At 52.1% G+C, this 22,279-nt stretch carries 18 protein-coding genes; 9 read left to right on the forward strand and 9 right to left on the reverse strand.

The annotated features are described in order from the left end of the window. Positions 1-28 precede the first annotated feature (28 nt). From pyrB to ACOQPU_RS02810, 6 genes are all read right to left on the reverse strand, one after another. The gene (gene pyrB / locus ACOQPU_RS02785) at positions 29-1,024 is read right to left on the reverse strand and encodes an aspartate carbamoyltransferase (protein ID WP_420643608.1); all 996 of its coding nucleotides are present in this window, start codon (positions 1,022-1,024) and stop codon (positions 29-31) included. Between the two features lie 70 nt (positions 1,025-1,094). Then, positions 1,095-2,153, reverse strand: a complete 1,059-nt coding sequence (locus tag ACOQPU_RS02790) for an amidohydrolase family protein (RefSeq protein ID WP_420643609.1) — start codon at positions 2,151-2,153, stop codon at positions 1,095-1,097. A gap of 271 nt (positions 2,154-2,424) precedes the next feature. Beyond that, positions 2,425-2,739 carry a hypothetical protein gene (locus ACOQPU_RS02795; RefSeq protein ID WP_420645801.1) on the reverse strand — a complete coding sequence of 105 codons (315 nt, stop codon included), beginning with the start codon at positions 2,737-2,739 and terminating at the stop codon, positions 2,425-2,427. A 174-nt stretch (positions 2,740-2,913) separates the two neighbouring features. Beyond that, complete coding sequence (locus tag ACOQPU_RS02800) at positions 2,914-4,188, reverse strand: O-acetylhomoserine aminocarboxypropyltransferase/cysteine synthase family protein (protein WP_420643610.1); 1,275 nt, start codon at positions 4,186-4,188, stop codon at positions 2,914-2,916. Positions 4,189-4,282: 94 nt separating this feature from the next. Continuing rightward, complete coding sequence (gene metA / locus ACOQPU_RS02805; protein WP_420643611.1) at positions 4,283-5,350, reverse strand: homoserine O-succinyltransferase MetA; 1,068 nt, start codon at positions 5,348-5,350, stop codon at positions 4,283-4,285. A gap of 34 nt (positions 5,351-5,384) precedes the next feature. Continuing rightward, a complete protein-coding gene (locus ACOQPU_RS02810) occupies positions 5,385-5,561 on the reverse strand; it encodes a hypothetical protein (RefSeq protein WP_420643612.1) in 177 nt (58 codons plus the stop codon). Positions 5,562-5,786: 225 nt separating this feature from the next. On the opposite strand from ACOQPU_RS02810, the gene aroQ reads away from it, so the two are divergent. Both aroQ and ACOQPU_RS02820 read left to right on the forward strand, forming a co-directional pair. Continuing rightward, positions 5,787-6,236 (forward strand): type II 3-dehydroquinate dehydratase, encoded by a 450-nt coding sequence (gene aroQ / locus ACOQPU_RS02815; protein WP_420643613.1) that lies wholly within the window; start codon positions 5,787-5,789, stop codon positions 6,234-6,236. Positions 6,237-6,693: 457 nt separating this feature from the next. Next, complete coding sequence (locus tag ACOQPU_RS02820) at positions 6,694-6,885, forward strand: hypothetical protein (protein ID WP_420643614.1); 192 nt, start codon at positions 6,694-6,696, stop codon at positions 6,883-6,885. A 58-nt stretch (positions 6,886-6,943) separates the two neighbouring features. On the opposite strand, the gene ACOQPU_RS02825 is transcribed toward ACOQPU_RS02820, so the two are convergent. From ACOQPU_RS02825 to ACOQPU_RS02835, 3 genes are all read right to left on the reverse strand, one after another. After that, positions 6,944-9,187 carry a patatin-like phospholipase family protein gene (locus tag ACOQPU_RS02825; RefSeq protein ID WP_420643615.1) on the reverse strand — a complete coding sequence of 748 codons (2,244 nt, stop codon included), beginning with the start codon at positions 9,185-9,187 and terminating at the stop codon, positions 6,944-6,946. A 99-nt stretch (positions 9,188-9,286) separates the two neighbouring features. Next, entirely contained in the window at positions 9,287-9,820 is a 534-nt protein-coding gene (locus tag ACOQPU_RS02830) for a hypothetical protein (RefSeq protein WP_420643616.1), read from the reverse strand. A 163-nt stretch (positions 9,821-9,983) separates the two neighbouring features. Beyond that, positions 9,984-10,775 (reverse strand): hypothetical protein, encoded by a 792-nt coding sequence (locus tag ACOQPU_RS02835; protein WP_420643617.1) that lies wholly within the window; start codon positions 10,773-10,775, stop codon positions 9,984-9,986. A 40-nt stretch (positions 10,776-10,815) separates the two neighbouring features. Between ACOQPU_RS02835 and ACOQPU_RS02840 the strand changes: the two genes are divergently transcribed. The 7 genes from ACOQPU_RS02840 (at position 10,816) to ACOQPU_RS02870 (ending at position 22,260) form a co-directional block, all read left to right on the forward strand. Further along, a complete protein-coding gene (locus tag ACOQPU_RS02840; protein WP_420643618.1) occupies positions 10,816-11,076 on the forward strand; it encodes a hypothetical protein in 261 nt (86 codons plus the stop codon). Then, the gene (locus ACOQPU_RS02845; RefSeq protein WP_420643619.1) at positions 11,010-13,733 is read left to right on the forward strand and encodes a hypothetical protein; all 2,724 of its coding nucleotides are present in this window, start codon (positions 11,010-11,012) and stop codon (positions 13,731-13,733) included. Before ACOQPU_RS02840 ends, ACOQPU_RS02845 begins: the two co-directional genes overlap by 67 nt. Positions 13,734-14,229: 496 nt before the next feature. Next, positions 14,230-15,591, forward strand: a complete 1,362-nt coding sequence (locus tag ACOQPU_RS02850; protein WP_420645802.1) for a TrpB-like pyridoxal phosphate-dependent enzyme — start codon at positions 14,230-14,232, stop codon at positions 15,589-15,591. A 90-nt stretch (positions 15,592-15,681) separates the two neighbouring features. After that, positions 15,682-17,193, forward strand: a complete 1,512-nt coding sequence (gene trpE, locus ACOQPU_RS02855; protein ID WP_420643620.1) for an anthranilate synthase component I — start codon at positions 15,682-15,684, stop codon at positions 17,191-17,193. 165 nt (positions 17,194-17,358) lie between these two features. After that, positions 17,359-18,378: a tryptophan--tRNA ligase gene (trpS, locus tag ACOQPU_RS02860; RefSeq protein ID WP_420643621.1), complete on the forward strand. Its 1,020-nt coding sequence runs from the start codon at positions 17,359-17,361 to the stop codon at positions 18,376-18,378. A 70-nt stretch (positions 18,379-18,448) separates the two neighbouring features. Then, a complete protein-coding gene (locus ACOQPU_RS02865; protein WP_420643622.1) occupies positions 18,449-19,012 on the forward strand; it encodes an anthranilate synthase component II in 564 nt (187 codons plus the stop codon). A 317-nt stretch (positions 19,013-19,329) separates the two neighbouring features. Next, positions 19,330-22,260, forward strand: coding sequence for an insulinase family protein (locus tag ACOQPU_RS02870; RefSeq protein WP_420643623.1), 2,931 nt, complete (start codon positions 19,330-19,332; stop codon positions 22,258-22,260). The last annotated feature ends 19 nt before the right edge of the window (positions 22,261-22,279 follow it).

The following is a 22,279-nucleotide window of genomic DNA, read 5'->3' on the forward strand; positions in this document are numbered from 1 at the left end:
AAAGTTTCCAGGAAATGGTGAGCACAAATTACGCACGTCCCAGCACCGCTGCTAGCAGTGCCATGCGGATGTACATGCCGTTGCGCACCTGGCGGAAGTAAGCTGCGCGTGGGTCGCTATCCACCGAGTCATGGATTTCGCCGACGCGGGGCAGGGGGTGCATTACCACCATCTTCTCTTTGGCTTGGGCCATGATTTCTGGCGTGATTTCGTAATAGTTTTTCACTTCCTCGTACTGCGCCAAATCGGTGAAACGTTCTTTTTGCACGCGGGTGACGTACAGCACGTCAGCATTTTCGATGACGTCGGCCACGTCATGGGTTTCGCGGACGTTGAGGCCGGAATCAATCACTTCGTTCATCACTTTCAACGGCAGGCGCAAGATTTCTGGTGCCACAAAGCGAAGGCTGACGTTGTATTGCAGCAGCAGCTTGGTGAGGGAGTGGACGGTACGGCCGTAGCGCAAATCACCCACCATCGCTACCTTCAACCCATCAATCGTGCCTAATTCATCCCTAATGGTAAACAAATCTAGCAGGGCTTGGGTGGGGTGCTCGCCCGGGCCGTCGCCTGCATTGATAACCGGCACGCTGGCTGCTTCGGCCGCTTCTCGCGCCGAGCCAATTTCCGGGTGGCGCAGCACAATGATATCGGCATATTGTTCCAAAACGCGAATGGTGTCTGCCAGCGTTTCCCCTTTGCTAATGGAGCTAAATTGCACGCCCTGCGTAATCGGGATAACGCTACCGCCCAGCCGCTCCATGGCGGCAATAAAGCTGGAGCTGGTGCGGGTGCTCGGTTCGTAAAAGAGGCAGGCCAGCACCTTGCCCTTGAGTAAATCGGTGCCGCCAACCTGCTCAACCATCTGCCGCATCTCGCGGGCGCGGCTAAAGATGTAGGACAGTTTGTCAGGATCGAATTGGGAAACGGACAGAATGTCGTGTCCGGTCAGCCCGTTGCTGTTTAGCAAGGGGGTGTCCAACGAGTCAAAATCAAATAAAGGTTCAAGTGTTTTGATGTGCATGTTTTTCTCCTCAATACTTTTCTTTCTGCCACGGATTATGCGGATTTTTAACATTTAATCCGTGGCCAATTTACGATAAAAGTTTGCCTGATCCCGGCTTGGCTAAAATTCGGCCGTCTTCAAACAGTACTTCTCCCCGCAGCATTACTTTTTGCACTTTGGCCAGCACTTCTGTGCCGTGGAACGGCGTCCAGCCGCATTTGCTTTGCACCATTTGGTTGGTGATACTGTTGGGGGTGAGCGCGACGGTTACGGCCGTATCCGACTGTTCTGGCAGGTTAAAAATGCGGCGGGGGTTATGGTGCATCAGTTCGATCAGTCGGTTTAGGGTGAGGCGATTTTGCTGTACGGCCGTCATCATCAGTGGCAGCGACGTTTCCAAACCAATCACCCCCGGCGGCGGCGTGTCTGACCGCTTTTCGGCCAGCGTGTGCGGCGCATGGTCCGTGGCAATGCAGTCCACTGTCTCATCCAGATGCTCCCACAGAGCAGCTACGTCAGATGGTGTACCAAGCAGCGGGCGCATGTCACCCAGCGGGCCTAGCCGCGCCGCGTCTGCCTCGGTGAGGAAGAGGTGGTGCGGCGTTACTTCGCAGGTGACGGGCAGCCCTTGCGCTTTGGCCTGGGCAATCAGTTCAATCTCCTCCCGGCGGCTGATGTGGCAAAAATGAACCGGCCGATTGTACGCCGCTGCTAGGCCGATGCCCACGGCCACGCTCTGCTTTTCGGCGTGCATGGCAATCATTTTGTGGCGGGGCCAGGTGGCGAAACAGGCGGCCAGTGTAGGCACATCCTCCACGCGCAGCGGGCCAAAGGTGTCGTTGAGGTAAATTTTGAGTGCGGCGGCTTGCGGGGCGCAGGCGGGGAGCTGGTCAATCATCTCTGGGCTAGCCCCAGCAAAAAGACCGACATCGCACAAAATATCTTGTGCCGCTTGTTCCCGTGCGGCAGCAAGCTCCTCTGGCGTACTGAGCGGCGGGCTGGTGTTGGGCATTCCCAAAATGGTGGTGATGCCTCCGGCCAAGGCAGCGGCCGTTCCCGTGCGGAAATCTTCTTTGTGTTCTCCACCCGGCACGCGCAAGTGGGTGTGGACGTCTATGAGTCCGGGTAATGTGATTGTTTCCGTCATATGCCTCCTACAAAATAATCCGCATAATCCGCAGATTAGCACAGATTTTTAATTGCTGGAATCGTTGGTTACTAGAATTTGCTGTTGCTTCTTGGCAAAAAAAAAGCCTAATCCAGAAGGATCAGGCTATGAATAACAATTTGTTTTTCGCACGGTTTCTGCGATTTTCTTTTTCTTCCCGGTTATTTCAGGCATTGGTTTCCTCACTTGTGCGCCTTAGTTGCACCGGGATGAGATGGTAGCATGGAACGGCCGTTTTGCCCAAAAACAGTTACAAATGAGATTGGTGTTCTTCGTAACGATTTAGCAACAGGGGAACGGCCGTTTCCCGCCAAAATGAGGGTGACACCAAGCCACTGGACATGCCGCCGTGAGCAAATCGCTCTACAAAAAAGTGTGTTTCATCGGTGATGGGCTGGCCAGTTAATGCTTCAAATGCCTGCGTCAGCAGCAGTTCTAGGTGCGTCGGGGTTACGGGCAATGGCGTATCGGCAAAGTGATCAGCCATCTCTTGCCACAGGTAGGGGTCGCCACGTAAGCCCCACTGCCACGGTTTTTCTATGAATAGATCGGCAATTGTCTTCATTAACTTGCTCACTTGGCCTTGCTGCCAGAAACGGCCGTTCCTACCCCCAGCGAAAACGTCACCAACTGCGTCCATTCAAACAATGTTCATTTTCCTAAACCGAGGAGTGAGTATCCTCAGATGCGAACGGCCATTTGCAAAGCCGCATCTGAGGATGCTTTCTCCTCTTATAAGCTATGCGGCAGCGTCCAACGCCTGCGCCAAATCGGCCAAAATATCATCAATATGCTCAATGCCAATGCACAGCCGAATCGCATCTGGCGTGACGCCTGCGGCCTCCAGTTCCTCCTCTGTAAGCTGGCGATGGGTGGTAGAGGCCGGATGTGCCGCCAGCGATTTGGCATCACCAATGTTCACCAGCCGCTTGAACAGCTTGAGCGCATCATAGAATTTAACGCCCGCTTCAAAACCGCCTTTGATGCCAAAAGTGAGCAGTGCCGACGGTTTCCCATCAGTATATTTCTGCGCCAGTTCATAATACAGGGAACTGGGCAGCCCGGCAAAGCTCACCCAAGCCACACTATCATGGCCATCCAGATAGTTGGCCACTGCCAGTGCATTTTCGGTGTGCCGCTCCATTCGCAAGGCCAGCGTCTCGATGCCCTGCAAGATGAGGAACGCATTGAGTGGGCTGATGGCGGAACCGGTATTCCGCAAAGGTACAGTGCGGGCGCGGCCAATAAACGCCGCAGGGCCGAGTGCGTCTGTGTACACAACGCCATGATACGACGGTTCTGGCGTAGTGAGCATGGGGAAACGGTCTGCATGTTCTGCCCAGGGGAATTTGCCGGAATCGACAATGACACCGCCCAGTGAGTTGCCGTGGCCGCCCATATATTTTGTTAGCGAATGCACCACGATGTCTGCGCCGTAATCAATTGGGCGAATGAGGATGGGTGTGGCGACGGTGTTATCCACGATAACGGGCACACCGTGTTTGTGTGCCATCGCCGTAATAGCTTCCAGATCAACAATGTTGCCCGCTGGGTTGCCGATTGTTTCACAGAAAACGGCCGCAGTCTTCGCATCAATTAATTTTTCCAGGCTGGCGGGGCTGTCGTCCTTGCCAAAGCGCACTTCGATGCCCTGCTTGGGCAGCATGTGGGCAAACAGCGTGTAGGTGCCGCCATACAGCAGCGGCACAGAGACGATATTGCTGCCCGCTTCAGCAATCGTCAGGATGGAATAGTTGACAGCCGCGCTGCCTGCACTGACGGCCAGCCCCGCAATGCCCCCTTCCAGCTCGGCCACGCGCTTCTCCAGCACATCGGCCGTGGGGTTCATGATGCGGGTATAAATGTTGCCCGGAACCGCCAGGTTAAACAGGTCAGCACCGTGCTGAGCGTTGTCAAATTCGTAGGCCACAGTTTGGTAGATGGGTACGGCCACGGCTTTGGTGGTAGGATCGGTTTCATAACCGCCGTGGATGCCAATGGTTGCTGCTTTCATAATAGATATTTCTCCTGTTTCAGATGGAGGACTGGCAGTCCTAAAGGTAGTAGTTCTCAATTACCTTTAGGACTGCCAGTCCTGGTTGAATAAATTAGCGCAGTCCGAGTGGGTTTTGGGGGTCGATGCCTGGTGAAAACGGTATTTTCCTATCCAGTGCCGTCAGTTGATAAACTAGCCCCAACCAGTTATTGAACAATGCCTTTCCCGTATCCCCCCAAGTGTTGTCCAGATGGCGATCAATTGCTGCTTCTGGAAAGGGGGGAATCGGCGTGTTGGCTTCCTGACTGGCCAATACAATTGCCTCGTACTCATCAGCAATATCAGCTGCTTTCGGCGGGAAGTAGTTTTCTGGATGGGGTGGATATTCATCAACCTCTCTGGCAATGAAGCGCAGCACTTCGCGTTTGTACTCTTTCAGCAAGCTGTTGTAATCGTATTCAGGGTGTCCCTGAAAGTAGACAATGCGAAACTGATCGGGGCTAACTGCCATGTGTACGCCGCCCGACTCACCCTCAACCAATATGGCCAGCCCGGCCGCTTCCAGTTGTGCCCGCGTAATGGCATTGTAGCGGGAATGAACCACATCGAACCGGGTATTGATGTTACGCAGTAGCGGATGCGCCTTTTGCGTAATGCGGTGCGGGTAGACGCCCCACTTCTTGGCGGGCAGCCGCTGTCGCTTCACGCCATAAAGCTGCTTCACCAAGGCGTGCGTCGCCAAACAAGAGCAAAGCACAGAGGTTACATTCTCGGTAGCCCAAACGATCACATTTTGCAGCGGTTGCCAAAAGGGCTCTTGTTCTAACGTAGGATTCGCCACGTTCGCACCCGTAATGACCAGCGCATCTAGCCCTTCTTGCTGGAGTTGCTCAAAGGTGGCGTAATATTCGTCGATGTAGGCTACCGTTTCCGGGCTGCGAGGTAACCCTGGAATGGAGAAGGGGTAGACGTAGAATTGGGCGATCTGGTTAGAACTGCCCAGCAGCCGCATAAATTGCTGCTCCGTGACGGTGAGGGCAGCATCGGGCATCATATTTAGCAGCCCAATGTGCAGTTCACGGATGTCCTGGTGCAGGGCATGATCCAGCGAGAGGATTTCCTGTCCTTGCTGGCGCAAGCGTTCAAAGGTTGGTAAGGGTGAATGGGCAACGAGTGGCATAGGGTTGCTCTTTTAGGTTTGGGTAGGTGTTTTTTTAGCTGTGTTGGTTGTTAGGAAAACGGCCGTTACGCACCAGCGCATTGGCTAGAAAAAAGAACTCGTTTGAAGCGCGGGAGAAGTCGAACGGTGCTAGGGGAGTTAGCGCACCATCGGTACCAACCGGGTACAAAACCGCCCCCGCTTGATACAGATGCAGCAAGGCATAGCGCACATCATGTTGTGCATTTGATTCATGCAGAATAGTTGCATACTGCTTTGGCCTTGCTTACTAAACATAGCGGCGGATGGTAACAAACAGTCGAAATTTCGTCAAAGGCAAAATGCAGAGTTGGTCAATTGGCGGGTAAATGCTGTTAAAATACCGTAAGAAGTGACAATTGGCAGTTGACTCACCGGAGGGGATAATTATGATAAGGCTATATGGTAAGAGGGTACTATGACCATAAAGATTTTGATCTTGCATGGGCCAAATTTGAATTTGCTTGGCAGCCGTGAACCTGAGGTGTACGGTCGTTTTACCCTCACTGATATCAATAATAAACTAAGTGAACAGGCTGCGGCAGCGGAAACGGCCGTTCAGTTTTTACAATCAAATCACGAAGGTGAGTTCATCGACGCTATTCATGAGGCGCGTAATTGGGCAGATGGCATTCTCATCAATCCGGGGGCATTCACCCATTATAGCTATGCCCTGCGGGATGCAATTGCTTCGGTCGAGCTGCCCACAGTGGAAGTGCATCTTTCCAACATTCATGCACGTGAGACGTTTCGGCAAAAATCTGTCTTAGCGGCGGTTTGCATGGGGCAAATTTCGGGGTTTGGTTGGCGCAGTTACAGCCTGGGCTTGCAAGCATTATTGGCAGAGATCAAAGAAAAAAGAGCTTAGACCGCATATTGTCGTTGGGAACGAAAAAAATGATGGCCTAAGCTCTTCGAGCAGTTGGGTAGAACCTATACAAGCGGTAATAATGCGGCAATGATGCAGGCGACGATGCGGCTATCTTGTTGGTGCGATGCTTCAGCGAAGTTGGCTCCAGTGCAGGTAAGTTGCTTGCGACGATGCGGCTGCAATGAATCTGTGATGTTGCTGGGATGATTGTCAGGACCTACCCAGGCAAGGTCTTTGCAGACCTTGAGTCAAGTTATAGTCAGACAACATTACAAATCGCATTACGAAGTAGCTGCTTGGAAGAATAGCAGCTTTGGGGTTACGTAAGTCCTTGAATGCAAGCCGGTGCGAAGGGGTATGTACCAATTCCACGTCGCGTCCTGCCAATTGCCCATAAGCGGTTTATAATAGACAGTAGATAATCAAAATTAAGACAACGAGGAATGAAATAACTATGAAGAAACAACTTCGCCTGGCACTTTATATTGGATTGTGTCTACTGTTATTGTTACCCGCTACGGTGTCTGCCGCGCCAATGTTAGAGGCCGAGTCGGTCAATTTGCCTGGCTGGCTGGGCGGTATTCTCACAGTTTTGGCCTTGCTGATGCCTGTTTTCTTCCGGCTATGGCTAAAACAGCAGAAGTAGGTGTTCTTTGTTCCATAGGCAATAAAAAGAATCTCACTTTCATTTTTGCGACGCTGTTTTATGTAAAGGTGGCATAAAAATCTTGCTTGTACCACAATTTGGTGGAGCGATATCCGATTTCTATTAGCTTTTTGTAATTGTCCCAATCCATCATACCAATTTCCTCTGTGCTTAATTGAATAAATTGATTAGCCAATGGCTTTGACTCATCTAATCGACAAGCACTGTTGACATAAAGTGATTGCATTAAAGTGCCAATAAGCGATGGTAAATGTACGGACTTGGTAAAGGGGTTTAATCGATTGTACAGAGTTTTCCATCCGGAAATGGTATCATCGACATGCCAATGTCGAGAATTCTTTTTTTCCGGTGTCGCATTCACAGCAATGACTTGACCACCATTCAGTCGTTGATGCATTAATTTGATGGGCAATACGCTGATGAGGCTGCCATCAACCAGCAAATCACCATCCTGGCTGACAGGGGCAAAGACCCCCGGAATGGCTATGGAAGCACGCACAGCGCGACGCAGCCGCCCTTGCTGATGGACTTTCAACTGTGCCTGGCTTAAATTAGTCGAGACGCAAAAGTAAGGCAATACCAAATCTTCAATCCGGGTTTCAGCAAACATTCTGCGCAACAATTCGGTAATTTTGCCAGAGGCACACAGGCTGGTTGCCGGGAATGTGTAATCCAGTAGTGCACTGCTGGCACCATAATCGGCGGCAAAGCTGGCTAGTTCTTCATAGCTGTAGCCGTGAGCGATGATGGCGGCAATAAGCCCACCCATGCTGGTTCCGCCAAAATAATCTATTTCAATACCCGCTTCCAGTAAGGCACGATAGGCACCAATATGGGCAAATCCCCTGGCTCCCCCCGCACTCAAAACTAAACCAACCGCTTGCCCCGTCAGTCGGCGACCCAATCGGCGAATGTCCTGTTTGTTGCCTTGCCTGACGTGATAATGGGCGTTTACCTGACGAGATGCCAGCCAATTAGCAGTCCCTTGCGGCTGGCCTTGAGCAGGTTGCAAAAGCACCAGTTCTGGTATTAGTTGCGGTTTTAACGTTTGAATTTGTTCCTCAATGGCTGTGAGATCGGGTGAAGTGTTGGCCTCTGCTACGAGCACAATCCGGTCTGCTTGCCGAATGCACCGCTGGCTCCAGCTATCCCACTGCGGGTTGGCCTGGTAAAGCAGATAATCGTTATATTGTTCTTGTTTGTCTAGCCAGGGCAGCAAAGCGTCCAAATCGTTGAGATTGTTGTCTACCGTTTGGGCATTAAGTATGAGGCTGTTTTTTGTCCTGAATACGGCCGTTCGCAACTCATCCATCAGCTCGGTGAGAGGAACATTGACAGAAAGCGGCACAAAGGCGATGTTGTGTGCGGTTCTAGCGGCTGTTTGCTGCGTTGGGTTTAGGTGGCTGGGAAAAGCAAAATCATGAACCAAGGACGACCAGGCTTGGGGCAGTTGTTCACAAAAGCGGCCGAGGTTCTCTTGAGACAAAACGATCAATTGGCTGTCTCGTTCTGCCACGGTTGCGTGGTGCCGGGGTAGCAGGTTTTGTTGGGGCAGCGTTCCGGCAAATTGACCAGACCCAATTTGACCGCAGATTTTTTGCTGCCCATCCAATTGTTTATGAATTTGCTGAAGACGGCCGTTTACCACATAAGCAATATATTCTGGCGATGTACCTTGCTCAAACAGCGTCTCGCCAGCTTTAATCTGTAGCCATTCCAGATTAGAAAGCCAATTGTGTAGTTTGGCCGTTGGCAACGTGCCCCAGTAGCGGCACAAAAATTTGCACTTTTCGCGCAGTTGGCGTTGCTCCTGCACCTGAGTTTGTAACGCTTTGAATAGCTGCGGCCGTTTCTTTGCCAGCGAGGGCAAGTCAGCCGTCTCAATTCGAATGAAGACACAATCTGTTAATGTGCGAACGCCAACCCCACGCCATTGGCCAGTAAGCGGTGCAACTAGACCAACGGCCGTTCCATGCGGCACCGCATCAATCACCTGCTCATTGCCAGCAGGCAAGCTCATGACAAGCTGAACAGCACCTTTCTCGATAAAGTAAATAGCATCCCCCAGCTCACCCTGACGAAACAGCCACGCGCCCTGTTGCAAAGTAATGAAGCTGGAGTTAATCTCAGCCTGCTTGAGGCTATTGTGCAATAAATTGTTCTGTTTGGGGCGAAATGGCTGGCGGCCAAAGCCAGCGTAGGCGATATTCCAATTTTGTCTGTAGTGTAATTGCTGCGCTGCACGTGGGGTTTGGGCATTGCTACCTGAACTATGAATCATGATTTTCTCCCGCGAATGATCTGTTGAATCGGTTGATGAATTTACCGTATCACCAGGTTTACAGGAAGAAGTACCGAAAACGGCCGTTTTTGTCTCAATTTACCAAAGGTCAAAGGTATACAAGGGTGAACCCCAGGTAACGGCCATTTGCCAGATGGGTCTGCGCGCGGGGAGAGGGAGGGGCTGGGGTTTGGAGACGGCCGTTTTACCAAATGCCTCTAAAGCCTGGGGGAGCGACGTAAAAATCCCCAAACGTTCAGTGACACCCGCTTGTTGTAAGGCTCGCTCCACTTTAGGTTGCGGGGCACACAGCTTCAGGTTAGCCACCATGGCTGCATCGGGTCTATCAGCCATTTCATGGAGGGCTTTCCAGCCATCTTCCGGGCTGGCGGGTTGGCGATTGCTCACAATTTCGGCAATGCTATACAGGGTAAATAACGCGGTCAGATTTAGCCGGGGCATGTTTGCCAAATCGACGATCATTTGGGTGTGGCCCTCAGCAAATAATGAATGAGCAGCAGCGATAATCGCTTCAAAGGTATCTGCTTGAATGGCACGATTCAATTTTATGATTGCTACTGATTGCTCGGCAAGGTTGTTTATATGAATAATTTTTACAGAAAACTGATTCATGGCAAACTCCTTTTTTGACGCAGATAAATACAGTTTTACACGGATAAAAAAATTAAAGGTATGAGGAAGTAATGCACCGGACACAGAGCGTGCCCGATGCAAAACGAAGGGAAAGAGAATAAGAGGAAGATTGATTTGGAGGAAACTTCTCAGCTCTGTTTAATTAAATGCCGCCATGACCCACGCAGCCTGGATCAACAATAAGGGAACCCAATATGCCCTGTAAGGTTTCACTCGTGTCCAGGTTTATTCCGATGAAGAACTCCGTAGAGGTTGTTGGGATTGTAAGCGTTCCGGGTAAAAATGGCGGATTGCTCCCTAACGTAACCCCGTCAACGTGAAAATGAGTCAGATAACCTAAGCCGTTATCGAAAAACGCCGCCCCGCCCCCTTGCATCTGCTGATTGGTCATGAAGGGTTCGCTTTTTGCCATGCTGCCTCCGGCAACAAACTCATATTTTGCCATGCGAGAAATTGCATTCATTGGCGCAGAAAATTGCAGCTCTGGCTGGTAAAAGAAGGGATTTTCTCCTGTTTTTGTAAATATAAACTCGGCCGTTCCATTGGCCACTTTGAAATCGCATTCATCTTCTATCACGAGTTGCCCATTTGTTAAATCATATACCTTCTCCTGAAAGCTGGGCATTTCACAAATTAAAAAGGTGTTGCCATCAAAGGTGGCTTTGTTATTTTCAATTATAAGTTGACCATCTTCTTGGCACGATATGGGCGTGGTTTCACTAGTAATAACTAACAAATTGCCCAGGCGATCTTCATAGCCAATTTCTATTGTCCTTTTCACAATTAGCTGATTGTTGTGAATGCCCACTTCGATAAACCAGCGTGCCTTTTGGTCACCAAGTGAGGCTGTGGCTGATTTAGGAAAAGTGAACAAAGCGAATATGACCGTTACAACAACGATATAAGCTAAAGCTACCAATACTGATCGTTTCATAATAAACAGTTTCTCCTTTGTTTGCCGGATGGACACCAACTTGACTCATACTACCATCTTCGTCAATTTGATCCGTCCCGATTTTGGCGCATTTTGTCCCGTTTATGAAGAATCGGCAAAGTATGTGGACAAAATTCGCTTTTGGGCAAAATATGCTTTTGTGGCGATTTGTAATATATTTTTTATGGCTATTGGGCTGAAACGGCCGTTTCAACATACGGAGCAAAACAAATCATGGCACCAAAGCAAAAAAATGGAGCAAGCAGCGACCCTTTCCACGATCAGCTACGACTGGCCTTAAATAGCTATGCTGATGCCGCTTGGCTGGGGGAACAATCCCCGTTGGCAGCACCCTGCTTTTTGGGGGATGTCCTGCAAAATAGTGCCAATGCGGATACGGCCGTTGGTCGTGGCCAGGCCCTGCAAAACAGCCTGCAAAAAGCGGCAGCTTCCCTGTGGACAGATAACACTTTGCCCCGAACCCGCGCTGAATTGGAAGACAGCGTTGCCGAGGAACGGCGCGAGTTTGGCAACAAGGGCAATTGCTACAGCTTCCTGCTGCTGGAGCTGCGCTACTTCCGCACCTACTTTCGTCCCCTCGATTATCCCAAGGCTGGCAGCGAAAAGGACATCATCGAATACCTTGGCGTGGGGCGTAGCCCCTACTTTCGCCATCTCAAAAATGCCCGCGAGCTACTGGCCGATGCCTTGCTGCGACAACTCCATCCCACCTACCGGCTGGAACGGCCGCTGGTGCCAGCAAAACCGCTGCTAGGCCGCGATTTAACCATTCAAACCATCACCGAGGCATTATTGGCCGGAAAAACGCTGGCACTGACGGGTATGGGCGGCATTGGTAAAACCTCGGTCGCAGCTACGGTGATGAGCCAATGGCCACACGAAAGTTTCTGGTTCACCATCCGCCCCAGCTTTAACGATAATTTGAGCAGTCTCCTTTTTGCGCTGGGGCAATTTCTGCACCAGCAGGGTGCGTCCCGGCTGTGGCTCCAGCTCGTAGCGGATGGGGGCAAGGTGGACAATCCTGATTTGGCTTTGGCGCAGCTACGGGGCGACCTGCACCAGCTACAAGCAACCCCACCCTTGCTTTGCTTTGATGAGATCGATCTGCTCCAGCAAAATCAGGAAACGACAAGCCAGATTCGTGTTCAACTGAGCGAATTTTTGGAGAGTCTGGGGCAAATGACCCCCCTCCTTTTTGTCGGTCAACAATGTTTCTTCCACACCAACCAACAGATACATCTCTCCGGTTTGACAATGCCTCAGATTGCCAACTTGCTAGCCGAAGCGGACGTGCAGGGAACGGCCGTAGAGATTGAGGCATTCACAAAATACACCGGGGGCAATCCGCGTTGTTTGCACCTTTGTGTAGCTTTGCACGATGGCAGCAAATCGCTGACTGACCTGATGCAACAGTTGCCGCAGGTGCCATCTTTACGCACCTTACTGGCTCGGCTGTGGCGGCGATTATCCCCAGCCGAGCGGGGCTTGCTAGGGCAGTTGGCTGTGTTCCGCAGCCCCGCCCCTGGTGATGCCTGGCCTGAGGCGGCAGACGAGTTGCGCATGTTGGGTCAACGCCAACTCGTGCAGGCAGATGGCTTGGGCGGAGTGGTCTTGCTGCCAGTCATTCGTGATTTGGTGCTGGCAGAATGGCATTGGCTGCCCATCGAGCAGCGGGAGCAGAGCCATCTCGCTGCTGCCACGATTCGGGCAGCGCGGGGTGAGTACACAGCGGCAGCGTACCATTTTGTCCAGGCGGGTGAGGAAAATACGGCCGTTCAAATCTGGTACCCCCATCGGCAAAAAGAAATCCAGCGTGGCCAGGCCAATGCTGCCCTGATGCTCTTCGAGCAACTTTCTCCCAAACGGCTGGATGGCAACGAGCGGGAAGCCCTTGCTCTGCTGTTGGCTGATCTGTATCGGTTCACTGGCCAACCAGAGGAAGGCCTGGCCGTTTTAAAAGCGGCTACCTGGCAGCACGGCAGCGAAACGGCCGCTCACGCACAGTTGCTCAAGGGTGCTTTTCTCAATGCCCTTGGCTACCCACAGCAGGCGGCCGAATCCTTGCAACAAGGCAGGGAAATCACCCAGCGGCTGCTGCGCAAACTGGTACGCTTCCGCTCCCAGCAAACCCGGCACCATTTGCAGCAGCGAGAAATGACCGAAGCCTGGCACGAAGCGCGATTGGTGCAATATGAAGCGGAGCACCTTCAAGGCATCGTGCGGGAGGAGCAGGGCAATTACGATGAGGCTTATTTACATTACCAGCGGGCTCTGGCCTTGGCCAAAAGTGTGCAGTATGCGGCTGGGGTGGCACAAATTAACCGCGAATTGGCCGTGATTTTAGGGCGGCAAGCGCGTTTGGAAGAAGCGGTACCCCACGCCGAAGAAGCCATCAGCTATTTTGCCCAAATCGGCGACCGCATGGGGCAGGAGATGGTGCGGAATGCCCTGGCTGTGGCTTATATTCAGGCAGGGCAGTTTGCCCAAGCCATTGAAACGGCTGCACCCTCCCTGCCATTTTTTGAAGATGCCGGAATGCCATTCTGGACGGCCGTCACGGCCGCCAATCTGGCAGAAGCCCACTACGAAGTAGGCAATCTGGTAGAGGCACAGAAAATGGCACATAGGGTTTTGCAAACGGAAGAAACCCATGCCTACCCCTACGCCCAGTTCACCTTGGGCTTGGTGGCAGAGGCAGAAGAAAGGTTGGCAACGGCCGTTACCCACTTCACTGAATCCCGTGACCAGGCACACAAAAATGATGACCCTTACATGGCAGCCTACGCCTGGCGAGCCTTGGGTAAGGTGCTGCTAAAGCAACAGGAAGCAGCAGCCAGCAAAGATGCCCTGATGCAAGCATCCCACCAATTTAAAACGCTGGGGCTGCTGGCCGAATTGGAAAAAACGGAGCAAATTTTGGCGAAAATCAATGCTTGACAGCGGAAAACGGCCGTGTTACCATCTCGCCCAACTTAAAAAACAAAGACGTTGAACCGAAAGAGTACACAATAAAGCGGGTTTTAGAGAGTGGGTTGCATAGCTGAAAAATCCACAACAGCGCAGTTGCGGAATGGATCGGGGAGTCGTTTAAGTGAAATCGAGACATCGAAAATAGCTTAAGCCGGAAGTGCCACCGTTATCAGGGCATAGACCTACGAATAATGGTTAATTGTGAATTGTAACTGATTAATTGTTAGTGGGTTGAAATGAGTGGAGCTGGCTAACACACAACGCGCTATCACGAGCGCGTTTTTTGTTTCAGCTTAAGCCGGGTGGCACCACGGGAGTGAATTTTTAGACGCTCTCGTCCCAGCAGTGAAGAAATTCGCTGGGACGAGGGCGTTTTTCGTTTTCTTGGCCACAGAGAACACAGAGGAAAGAGGGAAAAACCTCTTAAATCTCTTTGCCCTCTGTGGCAAAAAAGGAGTAGATGATGAGCGATAAGACGAGGTTTTTGTTGGATGAAAGTAAGCTGCCAAAGGCGTGGTACAACATCAATGCGGATATGCCCGTGCCGCCGGAACCTGTGCTGCACCCGCAAACGCTAGAGCCAGTTACGCCAGACTTTTTAAGCGTTTTGTTTCCCATGAGCCTAATCATGCAGGAAGTTAGTACCGAGGCTGCGATTGAAATTCCGGAACCGGTACGCGAGGTGTACAAGCTGTGGCGGCCCACGCCGATGTTCCGGGCACGGCGGCTGGAGAAGGCTCTAGATACGCCTGCTCATATCTATTACAAGTATGAGGGTGTTAGTCCGGTGGGATCGCACAAGCCGAACACGGCCGTTCCCCAGGCATTCTACAACAAAGAAGCAGGTACCAAAGCACTCACCACCGAAACTGGAGCCGGGCAGTGGGGATCAGCACTGGCAATGGCTTGTAACTTCTTCGGGCTCGATTTGGAAGTGTACATGGTGAAGGTTTCTTACGGACAAAAACCGTATCGGCGCATCTTGATGGAAAATTATGGCGCAGAGGTGTTTGCCAGCCCGACGGATCGCACGCAGTACGGCCGTTCCGTTCTGGAAAATGATCCCGATTCACCCGGCTCACTGGGCATTGCCATTTCTGAAGCGGTAGAAGTTGCTGCAACTTCTGGCGGCAGCAAAAAATACAGCCTTGGTTCTGTGCTGAACCACGTACTGACCCATCAAACCGTGATTGGGGAAGAAACTCTGCTGCAAATGGAGATGGCTGACGAATACCCCGATGTGATTGTGGCCTGTACCGGGGGCGGTTCCAACTTTGGCGGCTTTGCCTTCCCCTTCGTGCGCGAAAATTTGCGGAATGGCAAAAATACCACAATTATCGCCGCTGAACCTGCCGCCTCGCCCACGTTAACACGCGGCAAATACACTTTTGACTACGGCGACACGGCGATGATGGCACCCGTTGTCAAAATGCACACCTTGGGGCATGGCTTTGTACCACCCACTATCCACGCTGGCGGACTGCGCTATCATGGCATGGCACCGCAGGTGAGTGCCTTGGTAGATAATGGCGATGTGCAGGCGCGTGCCGTCCCGCAACTGGAAACGTTCCAGGCAGCCATGACCTTTAGCCGTGCTGAAGGTATCATCCCTGCACCAGAATCGACCCACGCCGTTGCCGTAGCCTTGCAAGAGGCCATGAGATGCAAAGAAAGTGGTGAGAAGAGAGTGATCGCCTTTAATTTGAGTGGCCACGGCCACTTTGACATGGCGGCTTACGACACTTATTTGAAAGGACAGCTAGAAGATTATGCGTATCCGGCCGAAGCAATTGCTGAAGCGATGACGCAGCTACCAAATGTTTAAATTGTGAATTGTGAACGGTTAATTGTGAATTGTGAACGTCTTTAACAATTCATAATTCTCAATTCACAATTCATTATTCCGAGAGGGGTTATGAATCAAGTTTACACACCATCTTTGGAACAGTTTAGGGAGTTGGCGGCCGGACCAGCCAATTTGATCCCGGTCTACCGTGAGTTTGCGGCCGATTTGGAGACGCCAGTATCGGTTTACCTGAAGCTCATGGATGAGCTGGGGCCGTCGTTTTTGCTGGAGTCTGTTGAGGGCGGCGAGCAGGTGGGACGGTACTCCTTTGTGGGGGTTGCACCACGTGGGATGATTTCATTGAACGGCCGTACCGTCACTACAAGCCTAGGCGAAGAAGGCAGCACGCGAGACCTAGCCGAAGGTGAGGACGTGCTGCACGTCCTCAAAGCGGAGCTGGCGCAATTTGTTCACGCAGATTTACCCGGTTTGCCCCGCTTTAACGGTGGTGCCGTGGGCTACCTGGGGTACGATGTGGTGCGTTACTTTGAGCGATTGCCAGAAACGGCCGCCTCCATCCTCGACCTCCCCGACGCTATCTTTTTGCTGGCCGACACGCTCGTCGTGTTTGACCACGCCCGCCACCGACTGCTCATTTTGGCCAACACCCACGTGAACGGAGATGTGGAGGCGGCCTACGTGGAGGCGATTCAGCGGATCGAAAGGGTAAGTGAGCGGTTATTACGGCCGTTACCCGCCATTCCCCGCCGCCGCTGGCGTAGTGATAACCAAAATCTGGCCGAGACGCTCACTAGCAACATGCCCCAAAGCCGCTACGAAGAGATGGTGCGCCAGGCCAAAGAGTACATCGCGGCAGGCGACATCTTTCAGGTGGTGCTGAGCCAACGCTTTAGCCGCCAGACCAGTGCCCATCCCTTTGCCATTTACCGGGCTTTGCGGATGCTCAACCCATCGCCCTATATGTTCTACTTCGATTTTGGGCCAGAGATGCAGGTGATTGGCGCGTCGCCAGAGATGCACGTGCGGCTGGAAGATGGCGTCGCCAGCGTCCGCCCCATCGCCGGGACGCGCCCCCGCGGCGCCACCCCCGCTGAGGACAATGCCCTGGCGGAAGAGCTGCTGGCCGATCCCAAAGAGCGGGCCGAGCACGTCATGCTGATTGATTTGGGGCGCAACGACATTGGCCGGGTCAGCGACTACGGCACGGTCAACGTGCGCGATTTGATGGTCGTGGAGCGGTATAGTCACGTCATGCACATTGTTAGCCATGTGGAAGGCAATCTAAAAGATGGCATGGACGCTTACGATCTGATGCGGGCAACGTTTCCAGCAGGAACCGTTAGCGGAGCACCCAAAGTGCGGGCGATGGAAATTATTGAAGAGCTGGAAGGCCAGCGGCGCGGACTTTACGCTGGCGCGGCAGGTTATGTCAGTTATGACGGCAGCATGGACACCTGCATTGCTATCCGCACGATGCTGATGCAGGGAGATGAGATTCACGTCCAGGCAGGCGCGGGCATCGTTGCCGACAGCGACCCGGCCACCGAGCATCAGGAGTCTGTTAACAAAGCCAAAGCCCTCTTCGTAGCGGTAGATCGTGCAGAGGATGGGTTGTTGTAGATTGAGCAATTTTTAAGCGTCATTCTGAGCCGTTTTTGGCGAAGAATCCCTCATAGCTTTGCTGCATAAAACGCTTATCCGCGTGCATAGACAGCACTGCTTACAGGTTTTAGGGATGCTTCACCGCGTTCAGCATGACATAGCTTTCTTTCTGAGGAATTTATCATGACCACAAAAAGACGAGTATTTAGCGGTATTCAGCCATCGGGCAATATTCATCTGGGCAACTATTTGGGCGCGGTGAAGCATTGGGTCGATGGACAGGATGAGAAAGAAAATTTTATCTGCGTAGTGGATTTGCACAGTATTACCGTACCGCAAGACCCGGTTGAATTGCGCTTCCAAACCCGCGCATTGGCGGCGATGCTGCTGGCAGCGGGGATCGATCCCGACAAAACAACGCTGTTTGTCCAAAGTCACGTAACGGCGCATGCCGAAGGCTGCTGGCTGCTAAACTGTGTCACGCCGCTCGGTTGGCTGCAACGGATGACGCAGTTCAAAGACAAATCGGCCAAGCAGGAGAGCGTTGGCGTGGGGTTGCTGGACTATCCCGTTTTGCAAGCGGCAGATATTTTGCTATACGACGCACATGAAGTGCCAGTGGGTGAAGACCAGAAGCAGCACATCGAGCTTACCCGCGACATTGCCCAACGCTTCAATCATCTGTATGAAGAACCGTTCTTCAGACTGCCCGAAGCTAAAATCCCAAAATCCGGGGCGCGGCTGATGGGATTGGATGATCCCACGGTGAAGATGTCTAAGAGTTTGGCGCACACGCGCGGCCATGCAGTTCGCCTGCTGGATGAGCCTAAGGAGATTTTACGCTCGTTTAAGAAGGCGGTGACTGATTCAGGGCGCGAGATTCGCTTCTCGGATAATCCAGAGAAGGCGGGTGTAAACAATCTGCTGGGCATCTACAAAGCGGTGACGGGCAAGCCAAATGACGAAGTGGAAACAGATTTTGCCAATGCACGTGGCTACGGTGATCTCAAAGTGGGTGTTGCTGAGGTCGTAATCGACTTTTTGGCACCGCTTCAAGCCCGCTACAAGGCACTTATGGATGATCCGGCTGAGTTGGACAGAATTTTGGCAATTGGGGCTGAACAGGCAGCGGCCGTTTCCATGCCCAAACTCCGTCAAATGAAAGAAATCATGGGGCTGGTCTTACCAGTTTCCAGTAATTAGTAATCAGTTATCGGTGAGCGGTAAACCGATTACCGTTCACTGATTACCGATTACGCCGAAAGGTGTATCAATGTTAGTTGTGATTGATAATTACGATTCGTTTACCTATAACTTGGTGCAATATTTGGGTGAGCTGGGGCAGGAGATCAAGGTGTTCCGCAATGACCAGGTGACACTGGATGAAATTCGAGCCTTGAACCCGGATCACATTGTCATTAGCCCAGGCCCCGGCGACCCAGACGACGGGGGGATTTCGCTAGATGTTTTGCGCGAATTTGGCGCGACGACCCCAATCTTTGGCGTTTGTTTGGGGCATCAATGCATTGGCCAGGCGTATGGCGGCAAGGTGACCCGCGCCCCGCGACTGATGCACGGGAAGGTTTCAAAAGTGTATCACAATGGGCATGGCGTTTTTTCGGGCGTACCTAGTCCCTTCAACGCCACGCGTTACCATTCGCTCATCGTCGAGGAACCCATACCGGACGATTTGGAAGTGACAGCTTTCACCAGCCAGGGCGAGGTGATGGGGGTGCGGCATAAGGCGTATCCTACCGTAGGCGTGCAATTCCACCCGGAAAGTATCCTGACGGAACACGGTAAGCGGATTTTGCAGAATTTTTTAGAGCGACGGTAATGGCTAGGATTGTCCTTCCAAGTAAAACGTGGAATCTTTCAAGGTTAGGATTTACGCATTCGCCCTAACTAGACTACAAAAGTCTTCGGTCTAATGATGTAAATTCCAGAGAGACCAAGACTTTTGTAGTCTTCACTGCGTAAGTCCTGAAGGTTGTAAGTAGAAAAATTCCCTACTTCAGCCTGCCCTGAGCGAAGCCGAACGAGTTCGGAGTGATATGGCAGCAAAATTGACGATTTACGAATGTCGATTTACGATACGCTTTGCTTTGAAATAACCAAGCAACAATCGTAGATTGTGCATTTTGAAGGAATTTTATGAGTGTAAAACACGGTTTTGAGCTGTTACGCGAAGAAGAAATTGAGGAACGCAATACGACTGCCCGCTTGTACCGCCACGTGCAGAGCGGCGCGGAGCTGCTTTCCTTAGAGAATGATGACGAAAATAAAGCGTTTGGCATTATGTTTCGCACGCCGCCGGAAGATTCAACTGGCTTGCCGCACATTATGGAGCATTCGGTGCTGGGTGGCTCAAAAAAGTATCCGCTGAAGGAGCCGTTTGTGGAGTTGGTCAAAGGCTCGATGAAGACCTTTTTGAATGCGTTCACCTCGGCGGACATGACGGCGTATCCGGTAGCCAGCACCAACGAGCAAGATTTTTACAATTTGGTAGATGTGTATCTAGATGCGGTGTTGAACCCGCTGATCACGCCGAACCATTTGGCGCAGGAGGGGTGGCATCTGGAGCTGGAAAATGTTGAAGACCCACTAATTTACAAAGGTGTGGTTTTCAATGAGATGAAGGGAGCCTATTCCTCACCAGAGGGAGTGCTTTACCGCCAAATTAAGGGTTCAATGTTCCCGGACAACGCGTATCGGAATGATTCGGGTGGCGACCCGGAGGTGATGCCAAACCTGACGTATGAGCAGTTCCGCAGCTTCCACGAAACATATTACCATCCGGCCAATTCGCGCATTGTGTTTTACGGGGATGATGACCCAGACAAGCGTTTGGCAATGGCAGATAGCTATTTGCAGGCATTTGAGGCGGTAGATGTGACGGATACGGCCGTTCCCATCCACGTCCCTTTTGAAAAACCACAACGCTTCACCTTCCCGTACTCTGTTGAAGCTGATGGCGAAAACAGCGACAAGCATTACGTGTCCGTCAATTGGGTGCTGCCGCCCAGCGACAACGATATGGCACTGCAACGTGCCTTGAGCATATTGTCAGTAACCCTGCTGGGTACGCCGGGATCGCCGCTGCGCAAAGCGTTGATTGATTCGGGCCTGGGGGATGATGTAATCGGCGGTGGCTACTCGGGCCGACTGCGGCAGGGTACGTTCTCGGTTGGGATGAAGGGCGTCAAGGCAGAAAACATTGAGGCGGTCGAGCGACTTGTTTTGCACACGTTGCGGAAGCTGGCAGATGGTGGCTTTGAACCAGAAGCAGTAGAAGCGGCCATTAACAGCACCGAGTTCAGCTTACGGGAGAATAACACGGGTGCTTTTCCGCAGGGTCTTAGCCTAATGTTTGGGGCAATGTCCAACTGGATTCACGATTTGGATCCGCTGTCACCGCTAAAGTTTGAGGGGCCGTTAACGGCCGTAAAAGAAGCCATTGCCAATAATTCCATGTATTTGCCCGGCCTGATACACACTTATTTACTCAAAAACAATCATCGTGGCACGGTGATTTTGGAACCTGATGCGACGTTGCAGCAGCGGCAAGAAACGGCCGAAAAAGAGAAGCTAGCTGCCATCAAAGCCCGACTCAACGAGACGCAGCTTAACGACATTATTCGCCAGACGCAGGAGCTGAAAGCGTTGCAAGAAAAGCCGGACAGCCCGGAAACAATCGCCATGCTGCCCCGCCTAACCCTGGCCGATCTGGACAAAGAAAACAAACCAATTCCCACGGACCAAACGGAAGCTGCCGGAGTGAAAACGTATTACCATGACCTGTTCACCAATGGCATCGTTTACCTGGAATTGGGCATGAATTTGCACGCGTTGCCCGCCGATTTACTGCCTTACGTGAAGCTATTTGGCCGCGCTTTGGTAGAAATTGGCACCGGGACGCAGGATTTTGTGCAGCTACAGCAGCGAATCGGCCGTTCTACCGGGGGTGTTTATCCCACCACCTTCCTCTCTGCCAAGCGAGGCGAGGCGGACGCAGCCGCCTGGCTCTTTTTGCGCGGGAAGGCAGCGATGGGTCAAGCGCAAGAGATGCTAGACATCATGCGTGACGTATTGCTAACGGTTAAGTTGGACAACCAAGATCGGTTCCGCCAAATGGTGCTCCGCGCCAAGGCAAGTGTGGAATCTGGGCTGGTGCCGAGTGGTCATGCAGTCGCCAATCGCCGTCTACGCAGCTACTTTACAGAATCCTCCTGGGCGGCAGAACAGATGAATGGCGTCGAGTACCTCTTCTTTTTGCGCCGCCTAGCGGAGCAGGTAGAGGCGGATTGGCCATCGGTTTTGGCGAAATTGGAGGCGGTGCGTGCCGCTCTGGTAAACCGCCAAAATATGTTGGCCAACGTGACGCTGGACAGCGAAAATTGGCAATCCTTCCAACCCCAACTGGTGAATTTGATCAGCCAACTGCCTGATCTACCAGTGGAGATGGCGATGTGGGATTGGCAACGGCCGTTCCAAAATGAAGGCCTCACGATTCCTGCCCAGGTCAACTATGTGGCCAAGGGCGGCAATCTATATGACTTGGGGTATCAGGAGCACGGTTCGGTTTCTGCGATTGTCAATTATTTGCGCACCAGCTATCTGTGGGAAAAAATCCGGGTGCAGGGCGGCGCATATGGCACAATGGTGGGCTTTAGCAACTACACCGGGGTGCTTAGCTACTACTCCTATCGTGATCCAAACCTGCTAAAAACGATCGATGTATACGACAGCGTGGCGCAATTCTTGCAGCGCGGCGTCTCGGATGATGATTTGACAAAGAGCATCATTGGGGCAATTAGTGCTATTGATCGTTACCAACTGCCAGATGCTAAAGGGTACACGGCGATGAGTCGGCTGCTCATCAACAGCAGTGATGAATACCGCCAGCGAATGCGCGACCAGATTTTGGGGGCAACGGCTGCCGACTTCGTGCGCTTTGGCGAGGCGGTTGCCGAACTGCCAAAATCCGAAAATACGGTTGTCACCGTTCTCGGCTCTGCCGAGGCGATAAAAAAAGCAAATGAACACAATCAGGGTGATTGGTTAGCCATCACCAAAGTTATGTAAATAAAATTTGGGAGAAAAA

It is taken from the genome of Candidatus Leptofilum sp., assembly GCF_965223285.1.
Lineage (GTDB): Bacteria > Chloroflexota > Anaerolineae > Promineifilales > Promineifilaceae > Leptofilum.